Source organism: Komagataeibacter saccharivorans (genome assembly GCF_003207825.1).
Taxonomy (GTDB): Bacteria; Pseudomonadota; Alphaproteobacteria; order Acetobacterales; family Acetobacteraceae; genus Komagataeibacter; species Komagataeibacter saccharivorans.
Genome location: NZ_NKTY01000003.1, coordinates 25602 through 51005, shown reverse-complemented (window position 1 = coordinate 51005; position 25404 = coordinate 25602). Strand labels below are relative to the sequence as shown.

Sequence of the window (25404 nt, the reverse complement as noted above, 5' to 3'; positions counted from 1 at the left end):
CGGAGAGATGCGGCGCAACCGGGATCGCAGGCCATGAAAAAGAAATCTCTCTGCCTTGCCGTACTGACCCTTGGGATCACGGGCCATACGCTGCCCGGCCATGCGGCGTCATGCGCGGATGCGCCGGGGGGAAGCGGCGTGTGCATTCCTGCGCCTGATAGCCGATCCGGCGGTATGGACCGCGCGCCGGGACAATATGATGACAGCACGAAGGGTTATGCCACGGGCGATATCTGGCAGGCGGGCGGACAGGTCTGGCAGGCGGCATCGGTAACGGCGGGAAGCGCGCGGTGGGAACCGATGGTGGTCGCGCGTCCGGCGGATGCGCTGGCCGGTCATGTGGTGTTTGCGGGGGGCGCGGTGCAGATGGTTTCCGGCTATGTCGGGCCTGCGGTCGATGTGGAAACGGTGCAGGGGGGCAGGCGGGTCGTGACCACGCTTGCGATCCTGCCTGGCGGCATGCTGGATCAGGACACGTTGCGAACACGTCTTGCCGGGCGTGACGCGGGCACGTTCGCCACGGTCCTGCGGGTATATGACCAGAGCGGGCATGGCCATCACCTGCTGGCGACCGAAGGACGGCATGTGGTCCATATCGGTGAGGTCCGTATCGCGGGGAACGAGACCCTTTCATGGGGGGAAGAGAACGGGCCGGGGGGATTTGTCATCCCGGCGGGGGTGAAGGTTCCGGCGAATGACTTCTTTTTTGGAAGTGTGGGCACCTATGCTTCCTCCAATTCCGGATATGCGGCCTATCCCGTGCCAGTCCTGCTGGGCAGTGCCGGGCGGGGGCGGACGTTCAGGGTCTTTTTCGGCAGTTACAGTCTGGATGGGTTCACCCATATAGGTGATGCGGCCAGCCCGGACCGCCGGACGGATCTGGTCATTACCAACGCGCCCGCCGCGTTCGACGTGTATGCGACACCTGCGGGCTATGGCCTCCATTCCGGCAATGCAGCCGCCAGCCTGTCCGGCAGCGTGGCGGCGGGCGGACTGGCCGGGGGGTATGTCGGGTTCAACATGGATGGCGGTCCGTGGTTTTCGCAGGGGCGCAATACGGGACAGTGGAGCGGTCTGGTTATTGCCGACCATGCACCTGATCCCGCGCAGCGGCGGTTGTTCCATGCAGCGGCAGCGGCAGCCGGAAACTACATGCCCCAGCTTCGCCCGGCCCTTGTCACGATCGGTGACAGCCGTTCGGAGGGGTATGGCCTGTCCGATGGCCGGAACTGGCCATACCTCATGCAGCAGTACGGACGTTACCAGAGCTATGATCTGGCGGTATCGGGTGCGAACACGCGGCAGATGCTGGGCATGGTTCCCGCGGCGGAAGCGGTAGGCCGGGGTGCCGGCCCGAAGGTGGCCGTCGTGTTCGGTGGTTATAATGACCACCTGCCTTCTAGCCATATCCCGGCAGATGAAACCGTGCGGAACATCGCGGAAATCATCAGGCGGCTTAAAAAGGCCGGTTTCACCGTAGCCCTGATTGATGAGACCAGTACCGGCGGCGCGCCGCGTGCGGCACTGAAAGCCGCGATCCACGACGGAACGCTTGCCCCCGATATCGAGATCGATCCCTTCGCGCCTGACCAGCCGCTCTACAACGTCGAAAACCATACCAACTGGCTGGCTGATGATACGCATCCCTCGCAGACGGGGCATGCCATTCTGGCCAGCATGGTCTGGGACCGGATCGGACGCCTGCTGCTGGAAGCGCCTTGAACCGGCGTGCTGCCGCGCGGAGGAAGGTATGCAGGGACTGGCTGCGGTTGCAGTTTGATGGATTTCGGATAGGAAAACCTGATAACTCCACAGGATGCATGATTATCTGATGCACGCGAATTCCATGACATCTGACAGCGGCGCACCGCTCCCCCCGCGCCCGGCAATGGGCCGCCGCGCCATGCTGGCGGCCCTTGCGGCAATCGGGGGCGGGATGTCGTGCGCCCGTGCGGCTTCCCCTGTCGCCCCGCCGGGACCGGATGCCATCGCGGCGCAATGGGCCATCTTCCGCGCGCAATATTTCCGTCCTGACGGCCGCATTGTCGATACCGGCAATAATGGCCAGTCCCATAGCGAGGGGCAGGGCTACGGCATGCTTTTTGCCGTTGCCGCCGGTGATCTCCAGTCGTTCGAGGTCATGTGGAACTGGGCGCGCACCACCTTGCAGCATACGAAGGACAAACTGTTTTCATGGCGGTTCTTGCCCGACCATGATCCCGCCGTGCCCGACACCAACAACGCCACCGACGGCGACCTGCTGATCGCACTGGCCCTTGGGCGCGCGGGGGTGCGATGGGGACGCACCGATCTGGTGCATGATGCGATTGCGATCTATCGCGATGTCCTGAAACACATGACCCTGCAGGTCGGGGGGTATCGGGTCCTGCTGCCGGGGGCGACGGGTTTTGTCACGCCGGATGTGGTGATACTCAACCTGTCCTATTACATCATGCCCGCGCTGCTGCAGGCCCTGGAACTGACGGCCGACCGGGCGTGGCGCACGATCATGCATGATGGCATGCGCATCATCCTGCAGGCCCGGTTCGGTCAGTGGCGGCTGCCTGCGGACTGGGTCGCCATGGACCGGCATACGCAGGTTTTCTCCATCGCGAAGGGATGGCCGCCGCGTTTTTCCTATGATGCGATCCGTGTGCCCCTGTATCTGTACTGGGCCCACATGCTGACGCCACGCCTGCAGGCGGATTATGCCCGGTTCTGGAATCATTTTGGCGCGGACGGGCTGCCTGCATGGGTGGACCTGACGACGGGCGCGCGCTCGCCTTATAATGCTCCACCGGGCTATCTGGCGGTGGCGCAGTGCACGGGGCTTGCTTCCGTCGCGGAATTGCCGACACTGGACCATTCGCCGGATTATTATTCTGCGGCATTGACGCTTCTGGTTTATATCGCGCGAGCAGAGGAGCAAGCGAAGTGAGCGGTTCAGGGTCGGAAGACAGGGTTGAAGGCAATGGCCAGGCCCCGGCAGGGGAGCGTCCGCAGGATATAGAACGTGTCCTGCAGAGCTTCGGTGTCGAGCAGGGATTCGTTTACCGTCCCTTTAGCGACCCCGCCTTTCAGCCCCCGGATGGTCCCCCTGCGATCGCACCGCCTTCCAGCCACGAAGAAGAAGGCCCCGCCGAGACCGAGGACCCTTACGACTGGCAGGGTGACAGCGAACCGGGTGAAAACGAACCGGCTGAAGAACCGGAAATGCGCGACGGGCCAGAAGAGCCAGAAGAGCCAGAAGAACACGATGAAGGCGAAGACGGGCCGGAAGACGTAACGGCGGAAGAAACGCCCGAACACGGGGATCATGCCCTGCCTGCCATCGGCACCGATGTGCCGCCCGAGCCCGCGCATGACGACCGCCCGCCCGCGCCTGCCATAGCGCATGAAGCGCCGCCGCCACCCGCGGTGGAAGAACCCGCGCTCCCCCCGCCGGAAGCCGCCGTGGCGCCTGAGCCGCCTGCGTTGCCAGAACCGGAACCACACGAAACGCAGGCTTCGCCGCTTCCCGCAATCGAATCGCCGCCGGTGGAAGCGCATGAGCCCGCTCCTGCCCCACCGGTGGAGGAGCCTGTCCCCACACCGGCATTGCAGCCCGCGCGCCGGAACGCCAAAGTGGATCGCTGGCCCCGTGCCCTACCACCCTATAAGGAACCGATGTCGTCGCCACAAAAACATGCGCTGGAGCTTCCGCTATCCTTCCCGGAGGAAACCGGGGAGGAGGACTGGATGCCCGTTCCCAAGGCGCGGCACCAGCGCGGGGAACGCCCGCGCCCTGCAAGCCGTAGCCTTGTTTTCTCCCTCAACCGCCCACCGGATGAACGCAGGCTGTTCAGCTCCGTTCCCGTGCGCGTTTCCCGTCCCCAACATTCCAAGGTGAAGAGCATGACCAAGTCGAATTCGAACCCCAACAGCGAAACCGTCTCCACTCCGTCGGCTGATGGTTCGCCGACCATGAGCGAAATGTTCATGATCCTTGGTGGCCGCGCGACCGAACGCCTGACCCCCAAATCCACCCTGCGCGACGCCCTGCTGCGCCGCCGGGAAGAAGAAGAATCCTGAAAAGGAACGTATCGCGCGTGGTTTCAGGGCCAGTCCGCTATGGCTCCCCTGAAACCGTGTGACGATATGACGACCGGGACAGGCGGGGCATTATCCCCGCCGTTTCGCACGATCTGGGCCTTTTCCGTCCAGACCGCCCGCCGGTTTTCAGGCGGCTGGAGTGCCGTTGTGCATGCTGGCGGCAGGCGTAATGACTGTCTGACAGTTTTTGAATGCAGTTTTCTGTTTTTGCAGTTTATTTCGGACGAGTGGATTTATGTCAGAGGTTGAGTCGCCAACACGGGCCGAATCGGCATGGTCGCGCCGGTTAGAACTGTTCCTCGCATCCCGTCCGGGAATTGGAATTACGGTTGCTATCGCCCTGTGCGCCCTGTTCGCGGCCAGTACGGTCACGCTGACGCCCAACCAGCAACTGGTCGTGGCCTTTGTCTACATGGCCGTCTTTTTCGTGGTTGGCAGAAAAAAGACCCGGCATGTCCAGGTCTTTCTGGAAGTCCTGTCGGCTGCCGTATCCCTGCGCTATCTCACATGGCGTCTGACCGATACGCTTTATTTCGACACCTGGATCGAGATCGGACTGGGCACGTTCCTGCTTACGGCGGAACTGTATGCGCTGGTGATGCTCTTCCTGACCTATTTCCAGACCATCTACCCGCTGGGCCGCGCGCCCATTCCCCTGCCCGACAATGCCAGGGACTGGCCCACGGTCGATGTCTACATCCCCACCTATAACGAGGATCTGAGCATTGTCCGCCTGACCATACTTGGCGCGCTGGGCATCGACTGGCCGCGTGACAAGCTGAACGTCTATGTCCTGGATGACGGAAAGCGGGAAGAATTCGCCCGGTTTGCCGAAGAGTGCGGGGTGGCCTACATCGCGCGCCCCATAAATGAACATGCCAAGGCCGGTAATTTCAACTACGCGCTCAAACGGACATCGGGCGAGTTCATCCTGACGCTGGACAGCGACCATATTCCCACCCGTGCCTTCCTTCAGTTAACCATGGGCTGGATGATCGGGGACCCCAAGATCGCGCTGATGCAGACCCCGCATCATTTCTATTCTCCCGATCCCTTCCAGCGCAATCTGGCGACCGGTTTCCGTACCCCGCCGGAAAGCAACCTGTTCTATGGCGTGGTGCAGGATGGCAATGACTTCTGGGATGCGACCTTTTTCTGCGGCTCATGCGCCATCCTGCGTCGTGAGGCGATCGAGGGCATAGGCGGCTTCGCCACCCAGACCGTGACCGAGGATGCGCATACCGCCCTGCGCATGCAGCGTCAGGGATGGTCCACCGCCTATCTGCGCATACCGCTGGCAGGCGGGCTGGCGACGGAACGGCTGATCACGCATATCGGCCAGCGCGTCCGCTGGGCACGCGGGATGCTGCAGATTTTCCGTATCGACAATCCCCTGCTGGGGCCGGGGCTGAACTGGGGGCAGCGGCTCTGTTACCTGTCGGCCATGATCTCCTTCCTGTTCGCGGTGCCGCGGGTGGTGTTCCTGACCTCGCCACTGGCCTTCCTGTTTTTTGGCCAGAATATCATTACCGCTTCGCCGCTGGCGGTGCTGGCCTACGCTGTTCCGCATATGCTGCACGCGATTGCCACGGCGTCGCGCATCAACAAGGGCTGGCGGTATTCGTTCTGGAGCGAGGTGTACGAAACCACCATGGCGCTGTTTCTGGTGCGCGTGACGATCGCGACCCTGCTGCGTCCCAGACGCGCCCGCTTCAATGTCACGAACAAGGGCGGCGTGCTGGAAAGCGGGTATTTCGACCTGCGCGCGGTCTATCCCAATATCATTCTGGGCATCGTGATGCTGATCGGCCTGTCGCGGGGGATCTACGGGCTGTTTTTCGAGCATGTCGATTTCATCGCCCGGCGCGGTTATCTGCTCAATTCCCTGTGGGCCGCAATCAGCCTGCTGATTATCCTTGCCGCCATCGCCGTGGGCCGGGAAACGCAGCAGAAGCGGTATAGCCATCGTATCCGCGCGGAACTGCCGGTCAGCATCATGGGCGAGGACGGCGTCACGATGAATGGCATGACCGAGGACCTGTCCATGGGTGGGGCGTCGGTCAGCATGAACTGGCCCCACCCGGTCACGGCACCGCAGCAGGTCGATGTCCGCGTCGGCATCGAAGGGGAGCAGGCGCATCTTAAGGCGCGTGTGATCCGTAGCAGCAATGGCAAATGCGTCCTGCAATGGGATATAGGCTCCATTCCGGAAGAAGCCAGTATCGTCCGCATCGTGTTCGGTCGTGCAGATGCGTGGATGGACTGGAACGATTACAGATATGATCAACCCCTGCGCAGCGTGATGGAAATCCTTATCAACATCAAAGGTCTGTTCTATTTCCCCAGGCGGCGGCGCAATGCGGGGGCAGAGGCCAGCTATCCCAGTCTCAGTGAGGAAAATGTGTTAACGGATGAAGGAACGGCCGGGACGGATGGCGCCCAGCGCAGGCGCAAGACCGGTCTGCTGTCCGGCACGCGCAGCCTGAAAATACTGCCGCTGCTGGCATGCCTGTCATGGGCGGCATCGGCGCAGGCGGCTTCCTCACCCTCACCCGCGTCCGCACCCGTATCCACGCCAGCACCGGTCCCGGCGAGCGATGCCGATACCGACGCCGCCGCTGCGGAAGCCGCAGTGGATAGTGGCGAGAACGCCAGTGGGGCGGGGGAGCAGATGGCCACCACCCACACCTATACGCTGGAACAGCTTGGCGCACCGCGCGCCCTGACCATGCGCAGCAACTCGCCGTTGCAGGGTCTGGAATTCGGTGTGCCCGCCGACCGGCTTGTCACCTCCGCGCGGCTGATCGTTTCCGGGGCGATGTCACCCAGCCTGCGGCCCGAGACCAGCGCCGTCACCATCACGCTGAACGAACAGTATGTCGGCACGCTGCGTCCCACCCCTTCGCAGCCGGCATTCGGGCCGATTGCGTTCGATGTGAACCCGATCTTCTTCGTGAACGGGAACCGGCTGAATTTCAATTTCGCCGCAGGCACGCAGGGCTGTGCCGACCCGACCGACAAGCTGATGTGGGCAACCATTTCCCAAAATTCGCAGTTGCAGGTCACGACCATTCCCCTGCCGCCGCGCAGGCAGCTTTCCCGCCTGCCGCAGCCGTTTTTCGACAAGGCTGTGGACCAGCAGGCGACCATTCCCATGGTGCTGGCGGCCAGCTACGATTCTGAAATCCTGACCGCGAGCAGCATCGTCGCCTCATGGTTCGGCAAACAGACCGATTTCCGTGGCGTGACCTTTCCCGTCTCCTCCACCATACCGCAGCGGGGTAATGCGGTTGCGGTGGGCGTGGTTGCGGAACTGCCCGCGGCGCTGGGGCATCTGCAGGTCAACGGGCCGACCGTGCTGGAGCTTGCCAATCCGTCCGATGCCAATGGCACGGTTCTGGTGGTGACGGGCCGCGACCGTGATGAGGTGATTACGGCCAGCAAGGGACTTGGCTTCGGTTCCGCCACGCTGCCCAACGCGCCGCGCGCGGACATCGCCCCCATCGATCTGGCGCCGAGCAGGCCTAACGACGCGCCCGCCTTCATTCCGACCAACCGGCCGGTCAAGCTGGGTGAACTGGTGCCGCCCGGCGTGCTGCAGGGGGTGGGCTATACACCCGGTATCATGAGCGTGCCGTTCCGCGTGCCGCCGGATCTGTACACCTGGCATGACCGTCCGTACAAGATGGATGTGCGTTTCCGCTCCCCCGACGGGCCGATTGTGGACGTGTCCCGGTCGCATCTGGATGTGGGGGTGAACGATGTCTATGTCCGCTCCTATTCCCTGCGTGATGACAGCAATGCCATCAAGAACGTGCTGGAACATCTGGGCCTGCACGCGGCATCGGGGGTGGAGAGCCATATCGTCTCGCTGCCGCCATGGCTGATCTATGGCAAGAACCAGCTTCATTTCTATTTCGACGCCATGCCCATGTCGAGCGCGGTATGCCGGGCCGGGCTGAACGTGCTTCACCTGTCGGTTGATCCTGATTCCACGATCAATTTTTCAAATGCCTTCCATATCACCACCATGCCCAACCTGGCCTATCTGGCCAGTGCGGGGTACCCGTTCACGACCTATGCCGACCTGTCCCGTACTGCCGTCGTGCTGCCCGATCATCCTTCCGCCAGCACGATCAGCGTGTTCATGGACCTGATGGGGTTCATGGGCGCATCGTCATGGTATCCGGTTGCGGGTGTTGAGATCGTGACCGCCGACCATGTCAGCGATGTTGCGGACCGGAACCTGATCGTCCTGAGCACGCTGGGTGAAAGCGGGGACATCTCGCCGCTGCTGGCCAATTCGGCTTACCAGATTTCCGATGGCCGCCTGCACATGTCCATCCGCACGCCGCTGGGTGGTATATGGAATGCGTTCCGCAGTCCGCTGGCCGCGCTGCAGGGGCATGGGACCACGGAAATGGAAAGCGACCTGACCGGCGGGGTCGGCGCGATGATGGAGTCCCAGTCGCCGCTCATGGCCGGGCGCACGGTCCTGGCCCTGCTTTCAGCCGATGGACAGGGACTGAACAACCTGATCCAGGTGCTGGAATCGCGTAAGGACCAGCCGCAGATACAGGGCGACCTGCTGCTGGTGCATGGTGATACGCTGTCCACCTATCGCAGTTCGCCGCTCTATACGGTGGGGTCGCTGCCGCTGTGGATGTGGCCGGACTGGTATATGCACAACCATCCCTCGCGCGTGCTGGTGCTGGGCCTGTTTGCCTGCGTGCTGCTGACGGCGGTCATGACACGTGCGCTCGTCCGCCACGCCACCCGTCGATACAAGGAACTGCAGGACCAGCGCCGGACCTATCGCGACTGACCGGGCCGCTTCCGTGTCCCGTGCGCCAGCGGCGCGCGGGGCGCATGGACGGCCTAGCCGCGGGGCCTATTCGGTGGCAGAGTAGATTATTGCTGTTTTATCCGCAGCCCCGGTGCGGCATGGTGGCAGCGTAATCAGCGCGACGACAGCACGACCGCGGGGGAGTGCCATGATTTCGAACCACTATCTTGTTATGGACCAGTAATGACAACTTTCAAGAAACAACCGGATTTTTCCCTGTTCCTTCAGGCGCTGTCCTGGGAAATCGACGATCAGGCGGGGATCGAGGTCAGGAACGAACTTCTGCGCGAGGTCGGTCGTGGCATGGCGGGCCGTCTGGCGCCGCCGCTGTGCAATACGCTTGATACGCTTCAGATCGAACTGAACGCCCTGCTGTCCATGCTGGGCTGGGGCTATGTCTCGCTTGAACTGCTGAGCGAGGAAAAGACCCTGCGTATCGTGCATGAAGACCTGCCGCAGGTCGGTAGCGCGGGCGAACCGCCGGGAACCTGGCTGGCACCGGTGCTGGAAGGGCTGTATGGCCGCTGGATCACGTCGCAGCCGGGTGCGTTCGGTGATTACGTGGTGGTGCGTGATCTGGAAGCGGAAGATCTGGATTCCGTGCCCCGCCAGACCATCATCCTTTACATGCGCGTGCGCAGCAACGCGCTGTAAGCTACAGGCGAACTGACACATGCGTTCCCTCCTGCCACTCCTCCGGCAGGGGGAAGGGTGCTGGCATGTGCAGGCCGGAAGGGCAGGGGCTGCTGCCGTCCGGTCATGGCTGCGCTCATCTGGGTATGATGTTGCGGGTGGCCCTTGTGGCGCATGCCGGTAACGTTCCGTCTGGAACAGGCGGGATATGCGGGCATGGTCGCCGCCGCTCATGCAGGAGCCATCATAGGGTTGCACGATGCGCAAAGGCGGATTTCTGGCCATGGCCGCAGCAGCGACGGGAATGGTATGGGCTGGTACCGCACCGGCAGCAGCTTCGGGCTGGCCCGATACGCCGCCTGGGCGTGCCCGTATGCTGGCGGCCATTCAGGAACTGGAAATCACCCTTCTCACCCATCCCAGCGCGACGCGTGCGCTTGAGGAGTGGTGCGCCACCCATCGCATGGCCGACAGGCCCGTGGTGGTCGCACACAAGGTAGCCGGAAACAGTCCCGAAACCGTGCCCGAGCGGGTGCGGACCGATCTGGCCGTCACCGCCACGCAGGCCATCCGGCACCGGCAGGTGCAACTGGTATGTGGCGCGCATGTCCTGTCGGTTGCCGATAACTGGTACGTGCCCGACCGGCTGACGGTGCAGATGAATGACGCGCTTGACCAGACCGACATGCCTTTCGGCCATGTGGTCGCTCCGCTGCATTTTTCCCGGGAGCGGCTGGAATTCGTCCGGCTGTGGTCGCCGTCAGATGAAAAACCCCCGGTAGCAGTGGGTGCGATGATCGTGCCCCCCGCCATCATCCTGCGCCAGCGCGCCGTGCTGCGCGACGCCCACGGCCTGCCGTTCAGCGAGGTTGTGGAAACCTATACCAGCCAGACGCTCGATTTTACGCCGGCCCCACAGACCCCGCCCACACGCTGAGCGGGTACCGGGCGGGCATTGCCGTGTCCTGTCAACGGGGCTACGCCGGTGCGTGGATGAAGACCGGAGCAAGGACGCAATCATGATCGACCTGCGAGATCCAGCCGTACCCGCGCACGAGGTAAGGCGGATGCTGGACCTGCAACCGCACCCCGAAGGTGGCAGCTACCGCGAGATATGGCGCGATACGCCAGCCCATGGTGGCCGGGGCGCTGTCTCGACCATCCAGTTCCTGCTTGCAGCAGGGGAGCGGTCGCACTGGCACCGTGTCGATGCGGCGGAAATCTGGTGCTGGCAGGGGGGCAGTCCGCTGGTTCTGGAAATGGCGGCGGAGGGAATGCCGGTTACGCGCACCATCCTTGGCCCGCTTCCGGGCAGCCAGCAGGCGCTTCAGGCCGTGGTGCCCGCAGGCATGTGGCAGGCGGCATCATCGCAGGGGGCGTGGAGCCTTGTGGCCTGTCAGGTCGCGCCTGCGTTCCTGTTCAGCAGTTTCGAACTGGCCCCGCCCGGATGGTCGCCGGAAGGAGAGGGCGCATGAACATGCAACTGACCCCGCAATGGCTGGTCTGGGCGCGTGACCTTCAGGCACTGGCCCAGAGTGGCCTGACCTATGCCGAAAGCCCCTTCGACCGGGAACGCTATGAAAGCATAATGCAGATCGCGGCGGACATGATGGCCGCAGGCAGTGCTGCCGACATGAAGCGTGTGCTGGACCTGTTCAGCAGCCAGCACGGTTACGCCACGCCGAAGGTGGTGGTGCGCGCCGCCGTATTCGATGACCGCCAGCGTGTGCTGCTGGTGCGTGAAGTTCTGGATCACGACCGGTGGACCCTGCCCGGTGGCTGGGCCGATGTGAACCTGACGCCGGTTGAAAACGCCGTAAAGGAAGTGCGCGAGGAAAGCGGGTACGACGTGCGCGTAACCCGGCTTGCCGCCGTATGGGACCGCGACCGGCAGGGGCACCCGCCGGCACCGTTTTCGTGCTACACGCTGTGCTTCATCTGTGAACTGACGGGCGGTACGGCCCGCACCAGTATCGAAACATCTGAAATCGGGTGGTTCGGCGCGGATGCAATCCCCGCTGACCTGTCACTGGGGCGGGTATTGCCCCGGCAGATCGCGCGTCTGTTCGCGCATGCCCGCAATGCGGACCTGCCCGTGGATTTTGACTAGGGCACGGCAGGATCACCCATTGAAAACGCTGCAAACATTTCCATATCCAATACAAATTGTAATTTAACAGCCCATTTATAAACAACAGGACAGCCAATGACCGATCAGACCACAGCCAGCCCGTCCGAAACCACGGGCGAACAGCATGAATTCAGCGCCGAGGTCGGGCGCCTTCTCGACCTTGTGGTGCATGCCCTTTATTCCGAACGTGAAATCTTCCTGCGTGAACTGGTTGCCAACGCGGCGGATGCGACGGACAAGCGCCGTTTCGAAGCCCTGACCGATGGCGCGCGCGCGCTGCCCGATGATGCGAAGATCCGCATCAACCCGGACAAGGATGCCCGCCTGCTGACCATCAGCGATGATGGCGCGGGCATGGGCAAGGATGAGCTTGCCCGCAACCTTGGCACCATCGCCCGCTCCGGCACCCGCGCCTTTGGCGAGGAACTGGCCAACGCGAAGCCCGAGGACAAGCCCAACCTGATCGGGCAGTTCGGTGTCGGCTTCTACGCGGCCTTCATGGTGGCGGACCGGGTGGATGTGATCTCGCGCCGAGCCGGAAGTGACGAAGCATGGCGCTGGTCCTCCACCGGCAAAGGCAATTACACCATAAGCCCCGCCACGCGCGACAGGGCGGGCACGGACATCATCCTGCATATCAAGGACGATGCGAACGACTTCCTCGATTCGTGGCAGCTTGAGACGATCGTGCGTAAATGGGCCGATCACATCTCGTGGCCGATCACCATCGTCAAGGAAGGCGAGGAAACATCCGCCAACAAGGGGACGGCCCTGTGGCGCAAGCCGCGCGGTGAGATCGACGAGGAACAGCTCAACGAATTCTACCGTCACGTCAGCCACAATTTCGATACGCCGTGGGCGACCCTGCACTGGCATGCTGAAGGCACGCTGGAATTCTCGGCCCTTCTGTTCATTCCCGGCAGCAAGCCGTTCGAGTTTGCCGAGCCGGTGCGTGAAAGCCAGATCCGCCTGCACGTCCGCCGCATGTTCATTACGGACGATGCGGGGCTACTGCCGCCATGGCTGCGTTTCGTGACCGGTGTGGTCGATACCGAAGACCTGCCGCTGAACGTCTCGCGTGAGATGCTGCAGGCGACGCCGGTGCTGGCCCGCATCCGCAAGGCCGTTACCAACCGCGTGATTTCCGAACTCAGGACCCGTGCGAAGGACGAAGCGGATTTTGAGAAGTTCTGGGACAATTTCGGCCCCACCTTCAAGGAAGGTATCTGGGACGATGCGGAGCACCGTACCGACCTGGCCACCATCGCGCGCTTCCGTTCCAGCACGCAGGAAGGCTGGACTACGCTCGATGCCTACCTTGAGCGCAGGAAGCCCGAGCAGGAAGCCATTTACTATCTGACGGGCGACCGCACGGAAATGCTGTCCTCCTCGCCGCAGCTTGAAGGTTTCCGCGCGCGTGGGATCGAGGTTCTGCTGCTGTCCGATCCGGTGGATTCCTTCTGGCCCGATCGTCTGGGCGTGTACAAGGACACACCGCTGCGCAATATCAGCCAGTTCCATACCGATCTGGAAAAGTTTGGCGCACCGGAAGAAACGCAGGCCGAAAAGGATGCGCTGGAAGTCGTCATTCCCGCGCTGAAGGAAGCGCTGGGCGATGCGGTATCTGATGTGAAGGGCACCAACCGTCTGGTCAACAGCGCCGTGGTGCTGGCAGCTCCCGAATCCGGTCCCGACCTGCAGATGATCCGGCTGATGAAGCGCAGTGGCCAGCAGGTGCCAGACACGGCCCCCGTGCTGCAGGTCAATCCCGCGCATCCGCTTGTCCTTGATCTGGCGGCACGGGTGAAGAACGGCGACCCGGTGCAGGATATCGCCCTTGTGCTGATGGACATGGCCCGCATCCAGGATGGCGAAAGCCCGAAGGACCCGACCGGCTTTGCCCAGCGGCTGACCACCATCCTGACGCGTCTGCCGCTGACCGATGGCCCGCAGGGCTGAGCCTTCCGGCTTCATTCTTTTCGCGTTGTTTCATCCCGCCATGCAGGCTGCATGGCGGGATATTTTTTGCCCGATGCAGGTGGCGCCCCTTCCGCCGCCGGCACTGCGCCCGCATATATGGAACCATCCATGAACTGGCTGTATGATACGACCGGTTTCGCAGCGATGGTTTCGCGTGGTCTGACGGGATGAAGCTGCCCCGACTGCCCGGTCATGCGGGATTCGGGGGAAGGGGGGCTTGAATACCAGCCTGCCGGATGCTTCCCTACGCGCCCTTCTGGTGTTCTGGTTTTTCTATGGCGGCAAATATTATATGAAAATCGACAACGTCTCCTATCGTAGCGTCTGGGTGGATGCGGATGATGGCTGGTCAGTCCATATCTTTGACCAGACCCGGCTACCGTGGTCGCTGGACATCCTGCGCCTGACCGAACGCGATCAGGTGGCGCATGCCATCCGCACGATGCAAGTGCGCGGCGCACCGCTGATCGGTGCGGTAGCGGCCTACGGGCTGGCCCTTGCATTGCGTCAGGACAGCAGCGATGCGGCGATGGAGCGTGATGCTGCCCTGCTGGCGGCTACCCGCCCCACGGCGGTCAACCTTGCATGGGCCATCCGGCGCATGCTGACGCGCCTGCGCACCACGGCCCCGGCCGACCGCGTGGCAGCCGCCTATGACGAAGCCGGACGCATCTGTGATGAGGACGTCATCCAGAATGAGGCCATTGGCCGACAGGGACTGGAACTGATCGAAGAGATTGCCAGCCGTCGCCCCGGACCGGTCAATGTCATGACCCACTGCAATGCGGGCTGGATCGCCACGGTGGACTGGGGCACGGCCCTTGCGCCGATCTATATGGCGCATGACCGTGGCATTGACGTGCATGTATGGGTGGATGAAACCCGCCCGCGCAATCAGGGCGCGTCGCTGACCGCGTGGGAACTGGGGCGTCATGGCGTGAAGCATACCGTCATTGCTGATAATGCCGGTGGCCACCTGATGCAGCATGGTATGGTGGACATGGTCATCGTCGGTACCGACCGCGTGACGCGTACGGGCGATGTGGCGAACAAGATCGGCACGTATCTCAAGGCGCTGGCCGCGCATGACAATGGCGTGCCTTTCTGGGTGGCGCTGCCTTCCACCACCATCGACTGGACCATCAGTGACGGTGTGACGGAAATCCCCATTGAGGAACGCAACGGCCGCGAAGTCACCCATATACAGGGACGCGACGAAACCGGCGCCGTGACCACCGTGCAGCTTGTGCCCGATGGTAGCAAGGGGGCCAATCCGGCCTTTGATGTCACGCCCGCGCGGCTGGTGACGGGACTGATTACCGAACGGGGCCGCTGCCCCGCATCGGCCGACGGGTTGTGCGACCTGTTTCCCGAATACGTGTGACACATCACCTATAACCTTGACAGGCGGGGGCGGGATTGGCTTTGTCGCGCCTGAAACCGGGCGCGTCCATGGCAGGCGCGCCCCCCGGACTCTGGTAGAATCAGGACAAGAGCATGCATCCCTATCGTACCCATAGCTGCGCGGCCCTGCGGGCTGCTGACGCCGGGCAGACGGCCCGCCTTTCCGGGTGGGTACACAGCAAGCGCGACCACGGCGGCCTGCTGTTCATTGACCTGCGCGACCATTTTGGCATGACGCAGATCGTGATCCCCGCCGGTTCCCCCGTTCTGGAAACGGCCGAGCGCGTGCGCGTGGAAAGCGTGCTGACGGTAACGGGCGAAGTGGTGCTGCGCGATGGCGCGACCAAAAACCCGAACCTGCCCACGGGTGAGATCGAACTGCGTGCGCGTGAAATCGCGGTCCAGTCCAGCGCCGACGTGCTGCCGCTGCAGGTGGCGGGGAACGAACATTACCCCGAAGACCTGCGCCTGACCTACCGCTACATCGACCTGCGGCGCGACAAGGTGCACCGTAACATCATGCTGCGCGCGCAGGTGATCGCCAGCCTGCGCAAGCGCATGACGGATCTGGGGTTCATGGAATTCCAGACGCCGATCCTGACCGCATCCTCCCCCGAAGGCGCGCGCGACTTCCTCGTGCCCGCGCGCATGCATCCGGGCAAGTTCTATGCCCTGCCGCAGGCCCCGCAGCAGTTCAAGCAGCTTGCCATGGTCGCGGGCTTCGACCGCTATTTCCAGATCGCACCCTGCTTCCGCGATGAAGCGGCGCGTGCCGACCGCTCGCCCGGTGAGTTCTACCAGCTCGATTTCGAAATGGCGTTTGCAACACAGGAAGATGTGTTCGCGACGCTGGAACCCGTGATGGAAGGCGTGTTTCGCGAATTCGGCGGTGGCCGGACCGTCAGCAAGGCCCCGTTCGAGCGCATTCCCTACGCCACGGCCATGGATGTGTATGGCAGCGACAAGCCCGACCTGCGCAACCCGCTGAAACTGTCCGACGTGACCGAAGCCTTCGCCGGTTCCGGTTTCGGCCTGTTTGCCCGCATCGCCGCCGATGGTGGTCAGGTCCGCGCCATTCCCGCGCCGGGTGCGGGTGATCGCCCGCGTGCCTTCTTTGACAAGCTCAATAACTGGGCGCGCGAATCCGGTGCCGGTGGGCTGGGCTACATCATCTTCGCCGAAGATGGCGGCAAGGGGCCGATCGCCAAGAACCTTGAAGCCGAGCGCATCGAGGCCATTCGTGCGGCAACAGGGCTGAAGGCGGGCGACGCCGTGTTCTTCGTGGCGGGCAAGGGCGATGAGATGGTCAAGTTCTCGGGGGCGGTGCGTACGCGCGTTGCGACCGAACTGGACCTGATCGAACAGAACGCCTTCCGCTTCTGCTGGATCACGGATTTCCCGATGTATGAGCGCAACGAGGAAACGGGCGAGATTGACTTCTCCCACAACCCGTTCTCCATGCCGCAGGGCGGCATGGACGCGCTGCAGAATCAGGACCCGCTGACCATCAAGGCCTACCAGTACGATATCGTGTGCAATGGCGTGGAACTGTCATCGGGCGCGATCCGTAACCACCAGCCCGATGTGATGATCCGTGCGTTCGAGATCGCGGGCTATCCCGCCAGCGAGGTCGAAGCCCGCTTTGGCGGCATGCTGAATGCGTTCCGTTACGGCGCACCGCCGCATGGTGGTTCGGCCCCCGGCGTGGACCGTATCGTGATGCTGCTGGCTGATGAGCCGAACATCCGCGAAGTGATCCTGTTCCCGCTCAACCAGCAGGGCGAAGACCTGATGATGGGGGCACCGGCCCCGGTCGAGCCGCAGCGGCTGAAGGAACTCTCCCTCGCGCTCGACCTGCCCCGTCCCAAGCCCGGTCAGGCCAAGAACTGACCCTCATGGCGCGGGTGGGGCGTGCCGGGGCGCTTGCCCATGGCTGCATGGTCATCGTTGCGGGCGCAATTGCCCTGTGGCGGGGCCATTCGGTCGCGGCCCCCGCTTCCGCCCCCGTCATGGCCCCGCATCGCGCGGTCTATGATCTTTCCCTCTCCGCCGTGGGGGATGGCGATGTCGTCACGGCGGAAGGGCAACTGACTTTTGTCCTGTCCGACATGTGTTCGGCATGGTCCACGCAGCAGCAACTGCACCTGCGCACCACGGGGCGTAGCGGGGCGGAAGCCATAAGCGATTCGGATTATGCCGTGCTGGAGGAAAAGGACGGCTCATCCCTCGTCTTCCGTGCCGACCAGACGGAAAATGGCACGCCCGCGCCCCGCATCGCGGGTGAAGCGCGGATGGGGACCAGGGGGGGCAGCGTGCATTATACTGCCCCCGCCACCCATGATGTTGCCCTGCCTGTGGGCACGCTGTTTCCCGTAGCGTATACCCGCGCCGTCATTGCAGCCGGCCTTGCAGGCAGGGGGCAGATTTCCCCCGATCTGTTTGATGGAACCGTCGAAACCGGGGCGCTGGGCACGTATGTGCTGCTGCTGGGCCAGCAGGCGGCCCCGGTTGCCGTGCCCTTTCCCGCGCTGGCCGCCCTGCCGGCGGTGCGGGTGCATGTTGCGTATTACAACAGCGCCACGCACGACATGACGCCGATGTTCCAGACCGGAATGCGTTATTTCATCAATGGCGTGGCCGACAATGTGGAGCTGGATTTCGGGCAGTTCCGCGTGGCGGGCACCTTGCGTGAATTCCGCCTGTTACCCGCTCATGACCGCTGCATGGACGGTGCCAGTCCACCGGCGGGCGGTGTGGTCAGTCCGCCACGCCAGCGTCAGCCGGCGTAAGGGTGATCGTCAGCGGTACATGATCGGATGGCTGTTCCCTGCCGCGCTCGTCACGGGCGGGCAGGGCGGTCAGCAGCCGTTCGGCCACGCGGGGCGACAGAAGGGCATGGTCGATGCGCAGGCCGCTGTTACGCTGCCATGCAGCCGCCTGATAATCCCAGAACGTATAGAACGCCCCGGTGGGGTGCAGGGCGCGCAGTGCGTCCGTCAGCCCCAGCCACAGCAGGCGGCGGAAGGCCGCGCGGGTCTGCGGGCGGACCAGTGCGTCATCGGGTGACAGCGCGCCCGGGGCACAGTCTTCTTCCGTGGGGCAGACATTGTAATCCCCCATCAGGATGAAATCCTGCCCCGCCTTCAGCATCGCCTGCGCATGCAGGGCGAGGGCTTCCATGAAAGCCAGCTTTGATTCGTATCCCGGCGTTCCACCGGAATTGCCGTTGGGCAGGTAAAGATTGCCAACCACCAGACCACAGGTGCGGATTTCTACATACCGTGCCTGTGGCGGTTCCGTTTCCCAGCCGGGCAGGCTGGTATGGGTGACCGTATGCGGGTGGCGGGTCAGGATGGCGACGCCGTTATAGCTTTTCTGTCCCACCACGATGCTGTCATAGCCCGCAGCCCTGAACACCTCGACGGGGAAGATTTCGGTGGCGCATTTGATTTCCTGCAACGCCAGCACGTCGGGCTGCTCGCGGGCAAGATAGTCCAGCACATGATCCTGACGCTGGCGGATGGAATTGACGTTCCAGGTCGTGAGTTTCATCATTCGACCGAAAAGCTCGTGCCACATCCGCACGATGACGCGGCATTGGGGTTACGCACGGTAAAATGCGCGCCCATCAGGCTGTCATTGAAGTCCAGTTCGGCCCCGGCCAGCAGGTCCATGCTGGCCGGATCGACCAGCACGCGGGCATCGCCTGCCGTAATGACGATATCATCGGGCATGGTGGCGGGATCGAGCGCGAATTTGTACTGAAATCCGTTACACCCCCCCGCCAGAACCGACACGCGCAGCGCCGGTTCGTCGTCCGCGCCCGTGGGCTGTTCGTCCAGGATCTCACGCAGGCGCCGGGCAGCCGAATCCGATACGCGGAAGCTTTCGGCGGTGGGGGAAGGGGGCATCGACATCGGGCTTCACCATGGTGTGTGGAACGCGCAGGCACGGGATCATGTTGGCCACGGGCCGCGCGCGGGTTATGGATGCAGGCGGCGGTATCATCATGTGCCGTCTTATCCATGGCTGGGTCTTGATCATATATGAGTACTGCACCCTACGCTGTCCAGACCGCCACCGCGCGTGGCCGCCTTCATCGCGAAGCGGAAGCCCCGACACGCAGCCCCTGGCAGCGTGACCGCGACCGGGTCATCCACTCCGCCGGGTTCCGTACCCTGCAATACAAGACGCAGGTGTTCCTGAACCATGAGGGGGATTTCTTCCGCACGCGCCTGACCCATTCGCTGGAAGTCGCGCAGGTCGCGCGCTCGATTGCGCGCAGGCTGGGGCTGGAGGAAGACCTGACCGAAGGGCTTGCCCTTGCCCATGACCTTGGCCACACGCCCTTTGGCCATGCGGGGGAGGAAGCGCTTGCGGCAGCGATGAAGCCGTGGGGCGGGTTCGATCACAATACCCAGTCCCTGCGGCTGGTGACGTTGCTGGAGCGGCGGTATTTCGCCTTCGACGGGCTGAACCTGACATGGGAAATGCTTGAAGGGCTGGCCAAGCATAATGGCCCGGTGGATCATCCGACCACCTATGTCGCCGATTACGCGGCCCGGCACGGGCTGGAACTGCAAAGCTATGCCTCGGCCGAGGCACAGGTGGCCGCCGTGTCGGATGACATCGCCTATCACGCCCATGATCTTGACGATGGCCTGCGGGCGGGTCTCCTGCATATCGAGGAACTGGAAGCCCTGCCGGTGGTGCGTGAAGCGCTGGCCGAAGCCCGCACCGCCCAGCATCAGGCAGGCCACAGCATCGGCAATAACGATCCCCGCCTGCGGCATGAAACGCTGCGCCGCGTCATCAACGCGCTGGCGATGGACCTGATCGGGCAGACGCAGCGCAATCTTGAACGGCTGTCCCCCCGGTCATCGGACGACATACGCAATGCTGCCGCCCCGGTCGTGGCGTACAGTCCGGCCATCGCGGCGGCCAATCTGGAAATCCGCAAATTCCTGTATGCCCGCCTTTACCGCCACTGGCGCGTCAACCGGATGACCCGCAAGGCGCGGCTGACGGTCGAATCGATTTTCAGCATCCTGTCGGAAAACGTGACGCTGCTGCCCGATGGCTGGCGCGAGTCCGCTCTGGCCGCGCGGGATGGCGGGGACATGGCGCGTGCGTGTCGCGTGGTGGCCGATTATATTGCCGGTATGACCGATCGCTGTGCGATGGAAGAATATCGACGGTTGACGGACCTGTCCTCGCCGGGGTGAAACACGCGCAGCAAGATCATCCGCCTGTCATGCCATCTGGCATCACGGCAGGCCATTTATGCCGGGCCGCGGGGTCCGGCGCCGTTTTTTGGGAAACCGAGCCGCATGTCAGAAAGTCTGTTCGCCCGTTACCTCTCGCATGTGCGCGACGCGCTGCGTCAAATCCTGCCTGACCTGCCGCCCGCCACGCTGGACCGGGTGGAAGTCACCTCCACCCGCGATCCTGCCCATGGCGATCTGGCCACCAATGCGGCGCTGGTCATCTCCAAGGCCGCGCGGCGTCGCCCGGCTGAAATCGCGGCGGAACTGGTTACGGTGCTGGCGGGCGCGCCCGGTATCACGCGCGCCGAAGTGGCGGGGCCGGGTTTCGTCAACATGACGCTGTCCGCATCGGTGTGGCAGGGCATCGCGCGCGAGGTGCTTGAAGCGGGCGAGGATTACGGTCAGGGCACCGCGGGCGAGGGCGTGCGGGTGAATGTGGAATATGTTTCCGCCAACCCCACTGGCCCCATGCATGTCGGTCACTGCCGCGGCGCCGTGGTGGGGGACGTGCTGGCCAACCTGCTGGCCAAGGCGGGTTACGCGGTGACGAAGGAATATTACATCAACGATGCCGGGGCGCAGGTCATCGCCCTGGCATGGGCGGCGTACTGGCGTTACCTGCAGGCGCTGGGCACGACCATGGACGAGGCGGAATTCGCCGCCATCGTGCCCGGTGGCGCGATCCAGTACGGTGGTGACTACCTTGTCCCCGTGGGCGAGGCGCTGGTGGCGCGACACGGCGCGACACTTGCGGCGGCGGACGCGAAACCAGCCGACCCGTCCGTATGGCTCGATACCGTCCGGACCGAGACGGTCGATGCCATGATGGGCATGATCCGGCAGGATCTGGCCGCCCTTGGCGTGCATCATGATGTCTTTACCAGCGAAGCCCGGATTCTGGCGGATGGCGAAACCGACCGCGCCATTGCCCGTCTTGAAGAAAAGGGCCTGATTTACGAAGGCGTGCTGGAACCGCCCAAGGGCAAGCTGCCCGATGACTGGGAAGCCCGCCCGCAGACGCTGTTCCGCTCCACCGAATTCGGGGATGACGTGGACCGGCCCCTGCGCAAGTCCGACGGGTCCAACACCTATTTCGCCAATGATATCGGCTACCATGCGGACAAGATCCGCCGGGGCGCGGATGTGCTGATCGATGTGTGGGGGGCGGATCATGGCGGTTACGTCACCCGCATGAAGGCAGCCGTGGCGGCGCTGGCGACGGATGGCCGCCCCGTGCTGGACGTGCTGCTGTGCCAGATCGTGCGCATCGTGCGCGATGGCCAGCCGGTGCGCATGTCCAAGCGCGCGGGCACCTTCGTTACCCTGCGCGACCTGATTGACGAAGTCGGGCGTGACGCCGTGCGCTTCACCATGCTGACGCGCAAGGCTGACGCGCAGATGGAATTCGATCTGGATCAGGTCGTGGCCCAGAGCCGCGACAACCCGGTCTTTTATGTCCAGTACGCCCATGCGCGCTGCTGTTCGGTGCTGCGGGCCGCAGCCGGTCTGGTCAATGAAGGCAGGCTGCCCGGTGGCATCACGCCTGCCGAACTGGCGCAGGGCGACCTGTCGGGCCTGACATCGGATGCGGAACTGGCCGTGCTGCAGCGCATGGCGCAGTGGCCGCGCATGGTGGAATCGGCCGCCGCCGCGCATGAACCGCACCGGATCGCTTTCTACCTCAATGAACTGGCGTCGGATTTCCATGCCCTGTGGAACCGGGGACGTGACGACACCACCCTGCGTTTCCTTCAGGAAGACGATGTTGAGGCGACCCGGATGAAACTGGCCCTTGTCGAAGCAACGGCAACCGTGCTGCGTTCAGGGATGAAAGTACTCGGCGTGCAGCCGGTCGAGGAGATGCGATGAGTCCTGACGATACATCATCCCCTGATACGTCCCCTGACGATGACCGCCACAACCCGGCGGCGCCAGATCCCTATGCCGCATCCAAAAGCCGGATGCGCGAACGCATGGGGGCGGATTCCAACCCCGATATCGACCCGCGCAACCCCATGGAACCACCCGAGGGTGGCCGCTCCCGACCGGGACGCAGCGGGGCGGGCATGGACTTCCGTGGCATGCTGGCGCGGCTTGGCGGGATCAGTCTGATCGGTCACGACCCGACAACGCGCAAACTGGTTTACGGTGCCGCCGGACTGGGCGGCGTGCTGGTGGTGGCGATCGGTGGCTGGTCGCTGTTCGGCCATCATCAGGGCGGGATTCCCGTTCTGGGGCCACCACCGGGGCCGGTGCGGGTCAAGCCGGCCGATCCGGGCGGCATGCAGATACTTGGCGCCGCCGATGGCATGCCTGCTGATGGCGGGGTGATGCGTCTTTCCCCGCCGCCGGAACAGCCGCAGCCCGATGCCATGGCCCGGCAGTATGGCCAGAACGCCACCCCCGATGCGGCCCACCCGGCTGATGCCACGACGGTACCCGAAGCCCCGCCCACGCCATCAGCCCCGCCTGCTGGCGCGCCCCCGGCCGCACCGCCCCCGGCTGCACAGGAAGCCCCGGAACCGGAGGCCGCGGCCCCGCCGCCGTCCCGATCCGTAGCCGAAGCGCCATCCCCCGCAGCAACCCTGCCGCCGCCTGCATCGGGCGAGGCGGGTGAGGGGAGCGGCGCATATGGCGTCCAGCTTGCCGCCCTCGATTCCCAGGCGGCGGCCCTGAAAAGCTGGAACAGCCTGAGCAGCCGTTACCCCGCCATTTTCGGGGCGTACCAGCCAGCGGTGGTGAAGGCCGAACGCAATGACCGCACCTTCTACCGCCTGCGGGTAAAGGGGCTGACCAAAGCGCAGGCCACGGGGCTTTGCGAGAAGGCCAGGGCAAAAAGTCTGCCGTGTGATCTGGTCCATTCCTGAGACAGTCGTGATACGGACCACACAGCGGAGGGATGGGTGAACGGGAGCAGTACATCCGTTCCCGCTGCGCAGTCCGTCGCCTCCACCGCTCCCATCGTCCATCTGGAAGGTTTTCAGGGGCCGATGGACCTGCTTTTGGAACTGGCGCGGGCGCAGAAGGTGGATCTGTGGCGCATATCCATCCTGCAACTGGTCGAGCAGTTCCTGTCCGTTGTCCGCTCCGCCCAGACGGTGCGGCTGGAACTGGCGGCGGACTGGCTGGTTATGGCGGCGTGGCTGGCATGGCTCAAATCCCGCCTGCTTCTGCCTGAAGACGATGAGGAAGCCACCGATGCGGAAGAAGCGGTGGCGCTTCTGCATGAACGGCTGCTGGAACTTGAGCGCATGGTCCAGCTTGGCCGGTGGCTGGCGGCCCGTCCCCAGTTGGGGCATGTGGTGTTCGAGCGCGGACAGCGCGAGGATCTGGTGGAAATCGACCGCTCCGGGCTGGCGGTGGATGTGCCCCAGCTCATGCGGGGCTATATGGCGGCCATGCGGCGGCGCGTGCGCCGGTCCGTCTATCAGCCACGGGTATTGCGTTTCTGGACCGTGCAGGACGCGCTGGCGCGGTTGCGGCGCATGCTGGGTGGTGGCGTGGGGGAGGAAGGCTGGTGCGGGCTGGAGCATTTCCTGCCTGATCCCCTGCCGCAGCCCGACATGGCGGATGACATGGCCGAAACCGGTCGTCGCGCCGCGGTTGCGGGCACGCTGCTGGCCAGCCTTGAAATGGCGCGCAATGGCGCGATTGAACTCCAGCAGGCCCGGCAGTTCGGTCGTATCCTGCTACGTGAACGCATGGCGGATGACAGCGCCGTGGCAACAGAACCGGAAGGGGACATGGCCTGATGAACGATACGCAGCATGCGCAGGGCGAACTGATCGGTGATGAGGCTCCGGCTGTCGACATCCCGGTGCGCGAGTTTTCCATCAGGCTGGCGGAAGCCCTGATATTCGCCCGCGCCGATCCCCTGAGCACCCGTGCCGTGGCGGAGGTGCTGAGCGCGCAGGGTGGCGTCCCGCATGATGTGGCCGACCGCGACGCCTATGTCACCGCGACACTGGCGGCACTGGGCGCGCAGTATGCGGGGCGGGGTGTGGTGCTGGTGGAAGTGGCGGGGGGATGGCAGTTCCGCACCGCGCCCGACCTTGCATCCCGGCTGACCCGCGTGATGCCGCGCCCGCGCAGGCTGGCGCGTTCCACCATGGAAACGCTGGCCATCATCGCCTATCACCAGCCCTGCACCCGTGCCGAGATCGAGGAAATCCGTGGCGTGAGCCTGAGCCAGCAGGTGCTCGATACATTGCTGGAAGCCGAACTGATCATGCCGCTGGGGCGTAAGGAAGTGCCGGGGCGGCCGATCCTGTGGGGCACGTCCTCGGGTTTCCTGCGGCATTTCGGCCTCAAGGACCTTGGCGACCTGCCCCGGCGTGAGGAGCTTCTGGTGGACGTGCCCGATACGGGTATGCAGCCCGGCACGGATGACGAGGTTCCTGACCCGCCCATGTCATGATAGGTGTGCGGGGGCGTATGGTCGTATGTACGTGCGCGTGGCGCGCTGGGGAAGGATACAGGGTTCATGTTCGATTTCGCGTGGTCTGAATTTGCCCTTGTCGGGGTGGTCGGCCTGTTGCTGATCGGCCCGAAGGACATGCCCGTCGCCATCCGCACGGTCACGGGCCTGATCAAGAAGGCACGCGGGCTTGCGACCGAGTTCCAGTCCCATGTTGACGAGATGGTGCGCGAAGCCGACCTGACCGAAGCGCGCGACCAGCTTGGCCAGTTGGGGCGGCTGAACGTGCGCGACAAGCTGATGAAGGCCATTGATGGTGATGGCGCGCTGCGCCGTTCGCTGACCATGCCGCCGCTGGTGGAAAACCCGCCCCCGCCATCCCCCGTCGCCGGGACAGCGCCCCCCCTTCCGGAACGTCCGCTGCCCGCCCGCCATTACATTCCGCCCCTTGTGGATGAGATGGACCGCGATACGGGACCGGTGCCTGATGCGCCGGATTTCCTGCCGCCCCGCACCGCACGCCGCATTGCCGCCGAACTGCCCCATCTGGCGCCGCCGGCCTTCCTGCCGCCGGTGCGCGTCATCCACCGGGGCCAGCGCGTATCCGTCATGACGGCAGGCAGGAATACCTAAC

At 64.0% G+C, this 25404-nt stretch carries 20 protein-coding genes; 18 read left to right on the top strand and 2 right to left on the bottom strand.

Going from position 1 to position 25404, the window contains the following annotated elements:
* Window positions 1-33 precede the first annotated feature (33 nt).
* The 12 genes from CFR79_RS03145 (at window position 34) to CFR79_RS03085 (ending at window position 17875) form a co-directional block, all read left to right on the top strand.
* Window positions 34-1722 (top strand): SGNH/GDSL hydrolase family protein, encoded by a 1689-nt coding sequence (locus tag CFR79_RS03145; protein ID WP_110546902.1) that lies wholly within the window; start codon window positions 34-36, stop codon window positions 1720-1722.
* Between the two features lie 124 nt (window positions 1723-1846).
* Window positions 1847-2938 (top strand): glycosyl hydrolase family 8, encoded by a 1092-nt coding sequence (locus CFR79_RS03140; RefSeq protein ID WP_110546979.1) that lies wholly within the window; start codon window positions 1847-1849, stop codon window positions 2936-2938.
* Window positions 2935-4071 carry a hypothetical protein gene (locus CFR79_RS03135; protein WP_110546901.1) on the top strand — a complete coding sequence of 379 codons (1137 nt, stop codon included), beginning with the start codon at window positions 2935-2937 and terminating at the stop codon, window positions 4069-4071. The genes CFR79_RS03140 and CFR79_RS03135 overlap by 4 nt, the downstream gene beginning before the upstream one ends.
* A 256-nt stretch (window positions 4072-4327) precedes the next feature.
* On the top strand, window positions 4328-8917 hold the full coding sequence (gene bcsA / locus CFR79_RS03130) for a UDP-forming cellulose synthase catalytic subunit (protein ID WP_110546900.1): 4590 nt from the start codon (window positions 4328-4330) through the stop codon (window positions 8915-8917).
* A 204-nt stretch (window positions 8918-9121) separates the two neighbouring features.
* Window positions 9122-9592, top strand: a complete 471-nt coding sequence (gene bcsD, locus CFR79_RS03125) for a cellulose biosynthesis protein BcsD (protein WP_102324647.1) — start codon at window positions 9122-9124, stop codon at window positions 9590-9592.
* Between the two features lie 262 nt (window positions 9593-9854).
* Window positions 9855-10508: a hypothetical protein gene (locus tag CFR79_RS03120; protein ID WP_181417342.1), complete on the top strand. Its 654-nt coding sequence runs from the start codon at window positions 9855-9857 to the stop codon at window positions 10506-10508.
* An 82-nt stretch (window positions 10509-10590) separates the two neighbouring features.
* Window positions 10591-11046, top strand: a complete 456-nt coding sequence (locus CFR79_RS03115) for a cupin domain-containing protein (protein WP_110546899.1) — start codon at window positions 10591-10593, stop codon at window positions 11044-11046.
* On the top strand, window positions 11043-11681 hold the full coding sequence (locus CFR79_RS03110; protein ID WP_110546898.1) for an NUDIX hydrolase: 639 nt from the start codon (window positions 11043-11045) through the stop codon (window positions 11679-11681). The genes CFR79_RS03115 and CFR79_RS03110 overlap by 4 nt, the downstream gene beginning before the upstream one ends.
* A gap of 96 nt (window positions 11682-11777) precedes the next feature.
* Window positions 11778-13661 carry a molecular chaperone HtpG gene (htpG, locus tag CFR79_RS03105; RefSeq protein ID WP_110546897.1) on the top strand — a complete coding sequence of 628 codons (1884 nt, stop codon included), beginning with the start codon at window positions 11778-11780 and terminating at the stop codon, window positions 13659-13661.
* Between the two features lie 313 nt (window positions 13662-13974).
* Window positions 13975-15066, top strand: coding sequence for an S-methyl-5-thioribose-1-phosphate isomerase (mtnA, locus tag CFR79_RS03095; protein WP_102324840.1), 1092 nt, complete (start codon window positions 13975-13977; stop codon window positions 15064-15066).
* A 113-nt stretch (window positions 15067-15179) separates the two neighbouring features.
* The gene (gene aspS / locus CFR79_RS03090; protein WP_102324641.1) at window positions 15180-16976 is read left to right on the top strand and encodes an aspartate--tRNA ligase; all 1797 of its coding nucleotides are present in this window, start codon (window positions 15180-15182) and stop codon (window positions 16974-16976) included.
* A gap of 5 nt (window positions 16977-16981) precedes the next feature.
* Entirely contained in the window at window positions 16982-17875 is an 894-nt protein-coding gene (locus tag CFR79_RS03085; protein ID WP_110546895.1) for an EipB family protein, read from the top strand.
* Here CFR79_RS03085 and CFR79_RS03080 read toward each other — a convergent pair.
* Together CFR79_RS03080 and CFR79_RS03075 are read right to left on the bottom strand one after the other, a co-directional pair.
* Window positions 17844-18641 carry an exodeoxyribonuclease III gene (locus CFR79_RS03080; protein ID WP_110546894.1) on the bottom strand — a complete coding sequence of 266 codons (798 nt, stop codon included), beginning with the start codon at window positions 18639-18641 and terminating at the stop codon, window positions 17844-17846. The two genes, CFR79_RS03085 and CFR79_RS03080, sit on opposite strands and share 32 nt — an antisense overlap.
* Window positions 18638-19003 (bottom strand): HesB/IscA family protein, encoded by a 366-nt coding sequence (locus CFR79_RS03075; protein WP_102324638.1) that lies wholly within the window; start codon window positions 19001-19003, stop codon window positions 18638-18640. Before CFR79_RS03075 ends, CFR79_RS03080 begins: the two co-directional genes overlap by 4 nt.
* Before the next feature lie 129 nt (window positions 19004-19132).
* Between CFR79_RS03075 and CFR79_RS03070 the strand changes: the two genes are divergently transcribed.
* The 6 genes from CFR79_RS03070 (at window position 19133) to tatB (ending at window position 25403) form a co-directional block, all read left to right on the top strand.
* The gene (locus tag CFR79_RS03070) at window positions 19133-20311 is read left to right on the top strand and encodes a deoxyguanosinetriphosphate triphosphohydrolase (RefSeq protein ID WP_110546893.1); all 1179 of its coding nucleotides are present in this window, start codon (window positions 19133-19135) and stop codon (window positions 20309-20311) included.
* A 105-nt stretch (window positions 20312-20416) separates the two neighbouring features.
* Window positions 20417-22222, top strand: a complete 1806-nt coding sequence (gene argS / locus CFR79_RS03065; protein ID WP_110546892.1) for an arginine--tRNA ligase — start codon at window positions 20417-20419, stop codon at window positions 22220-22222.
* Window positions 22219-23220, top strand: a complete 1002-nt coding sequence (locus tag CFR79_RS03060; protein WP_110546891.1) for an SPOR domain-containing protein — start codon at window positions 22219-22221, stop codon at window positions 23218-23220. Before argS ends, CFR79_RS03060 begins: the two co-directional genes overlap by 4 nt.
* Window positions 23221-23256: 36 nt before the next feature.
* Window positions 23257-24105 carry a segregation and condensation protein A gene (locus CFR79_RS03055; protein ID WP_258373403.1) on the top strand — a complete coding sequence of 283 codons (849 nt, stop codon included), beginning with the start codon at window positions 23257-23259 and terminating at the stop codon, window positions 24103-24105.
* Complete coding sequence (scpB, locus tag CFR79_RS03050; protein ID WP_110546890.1) at window positions 24105-24770, top strand: SMC-Scp complex subunit ScpB; 666 nt, start codon at window positions 24105-24107, stop codon at window positions 24768-24770. Before CFR79_RS03055 ends, scpB begins: the two co-directional genes overlap by 1 nt.
* Window positions 24771-24836: 66 nt before the next feature.
* Window positions 24837-25403 (top strand): Sec-independent protein translocase protein TatB, encoded by a 567-nt coding sequence (gene tatB, locus CFR79_RS03045; RefSeq protein WP_110546977.1) that lies wholly within the window; start codon window positions 24837-24839, stop codon window positions 25401-25403.
* Window position 25404: the final 1 nt, after the last annotated feature.

Bases quoted from the DNA above. Each gene is read 5' to 3' on its own strand.
- CFR79_RS03080 (WP_110546894.1), bottom strand. From the start codon at position 18,641: ATGATGAAACTCACGACCTGGAACGTCAATTCCATCCGCCAGCGTCAG.
- tatB (WP_110546977.1), top strand. From the start codon at position 24,837: ATGTTCGATTTCGCGTGGTCTGAATTTGCCCTTGTCGGGGTGGTCGGC.
- CFR79_RS03060 (WP_110546891.1), top strand. From the start codon at position 22,219: ATGAGTCCTGACGATACATCATCCCCTGATACGTCCCCTGACGATGAC.
- CFR79_RS03085 (WP_110546895.1), top strand. From the start codon at position 16,982: ATGGCGCGGGTGGGGCGTGCCGGGGCGCTTGCCCATGGCTGCATGGTC.
- scpB (WP_110546890.1), top strand. From the start codon at position 24,105: ATGAACGATACGCAGCATGCGCAGGGCGAACTGATCGGTGATGAGGCT.
- CFR79_RS03070 (WP_110546893.1), top strand. From the start codon at position 19,133: ATGAGTACTGCACCCTACGCTGTCCAGACCGCCACCGCGCGTGGCCGC.
- bcsA (WP_110546900.1), top strand. From the start codon at position 4,328: ATGTCAGAGGTTGAGTCGCCAACACGGGCCGAATCGGCATGGTCGCGC.
- CFR79_RS03120 (WP_181417342.1), top strand. From the start codon at position 9,855: ATGGCCGCAGCAGCGACGGGAATGGTATGGGCTGGTACCGCACCGGCA.
- aspS (WP_102324641.1), top strand. From the start codon at position 15,180: ATGCATCCCTATCGTACCCATAGCTGCGCGGCCCTGCGGGCTGCTGAC.
- CFR79_RS03145 (WP_110546902.1), top strand. From the start codon at position 34: ATGAAAAAGAAATCTCTCTGCCTTGCCGTACTGACCCTTGGGATCACG.
- mtnA (WP_102324840.1), top strand. From the start codon at position 13,975: ATGAAAATCGACAACGTCTCCTATCGTAGCGTCTGGGTGGATGCGGAT.
- CFR79_RS03115 (WP_110546899.1), top strand. From the start codon at position 10,591: ATGATCGACCTGCGAGATCCAGCCGTACCCGCGCACGAGGTAAGGCGG.
- CFR79_RS03110 (WP_110546898.1), top strand. From the start codon at position 11,043: ATGAACATGCAACTGACCCCGCAATGGCTGGTCTGGGCGCGTGACCTT.
- bcsD (WP_102324647.1), top strand. From the start codon at position 9,122: ATGACAACTTTCAAGAAACAACCGGATTTTTCCCTGTTCCTTCAGGCG.
- CFR79_RS03075 (WP_102324638.1), bottom strand. From the start codon at position 19,003: ATGTCGATGCCCCCTTCCCCCACCGCCGAAAGCTTCCGCGTATCGGAT.
- argS (WP_110546892.1), top strand. From the start codon at position 20,417: ATGTCAGAAAGTCTGTTCGCCCGTTACCTCTCGCATGTGCGCGACGCG.
- htpG (WP_110546897.1), top strand. From the start codon at position 11,778: ATGACCGATCAGACCACAGCCAGCCCGTCCGAAACCACGGGCGAACAG.
- CFR79_RS03140 (WP_110546979.1), top strand. From the start codon at position 1,847: ATGACATCTGACAGCGGCGCACCGCTCCCCCCGCGCCCGGCAATGGGC.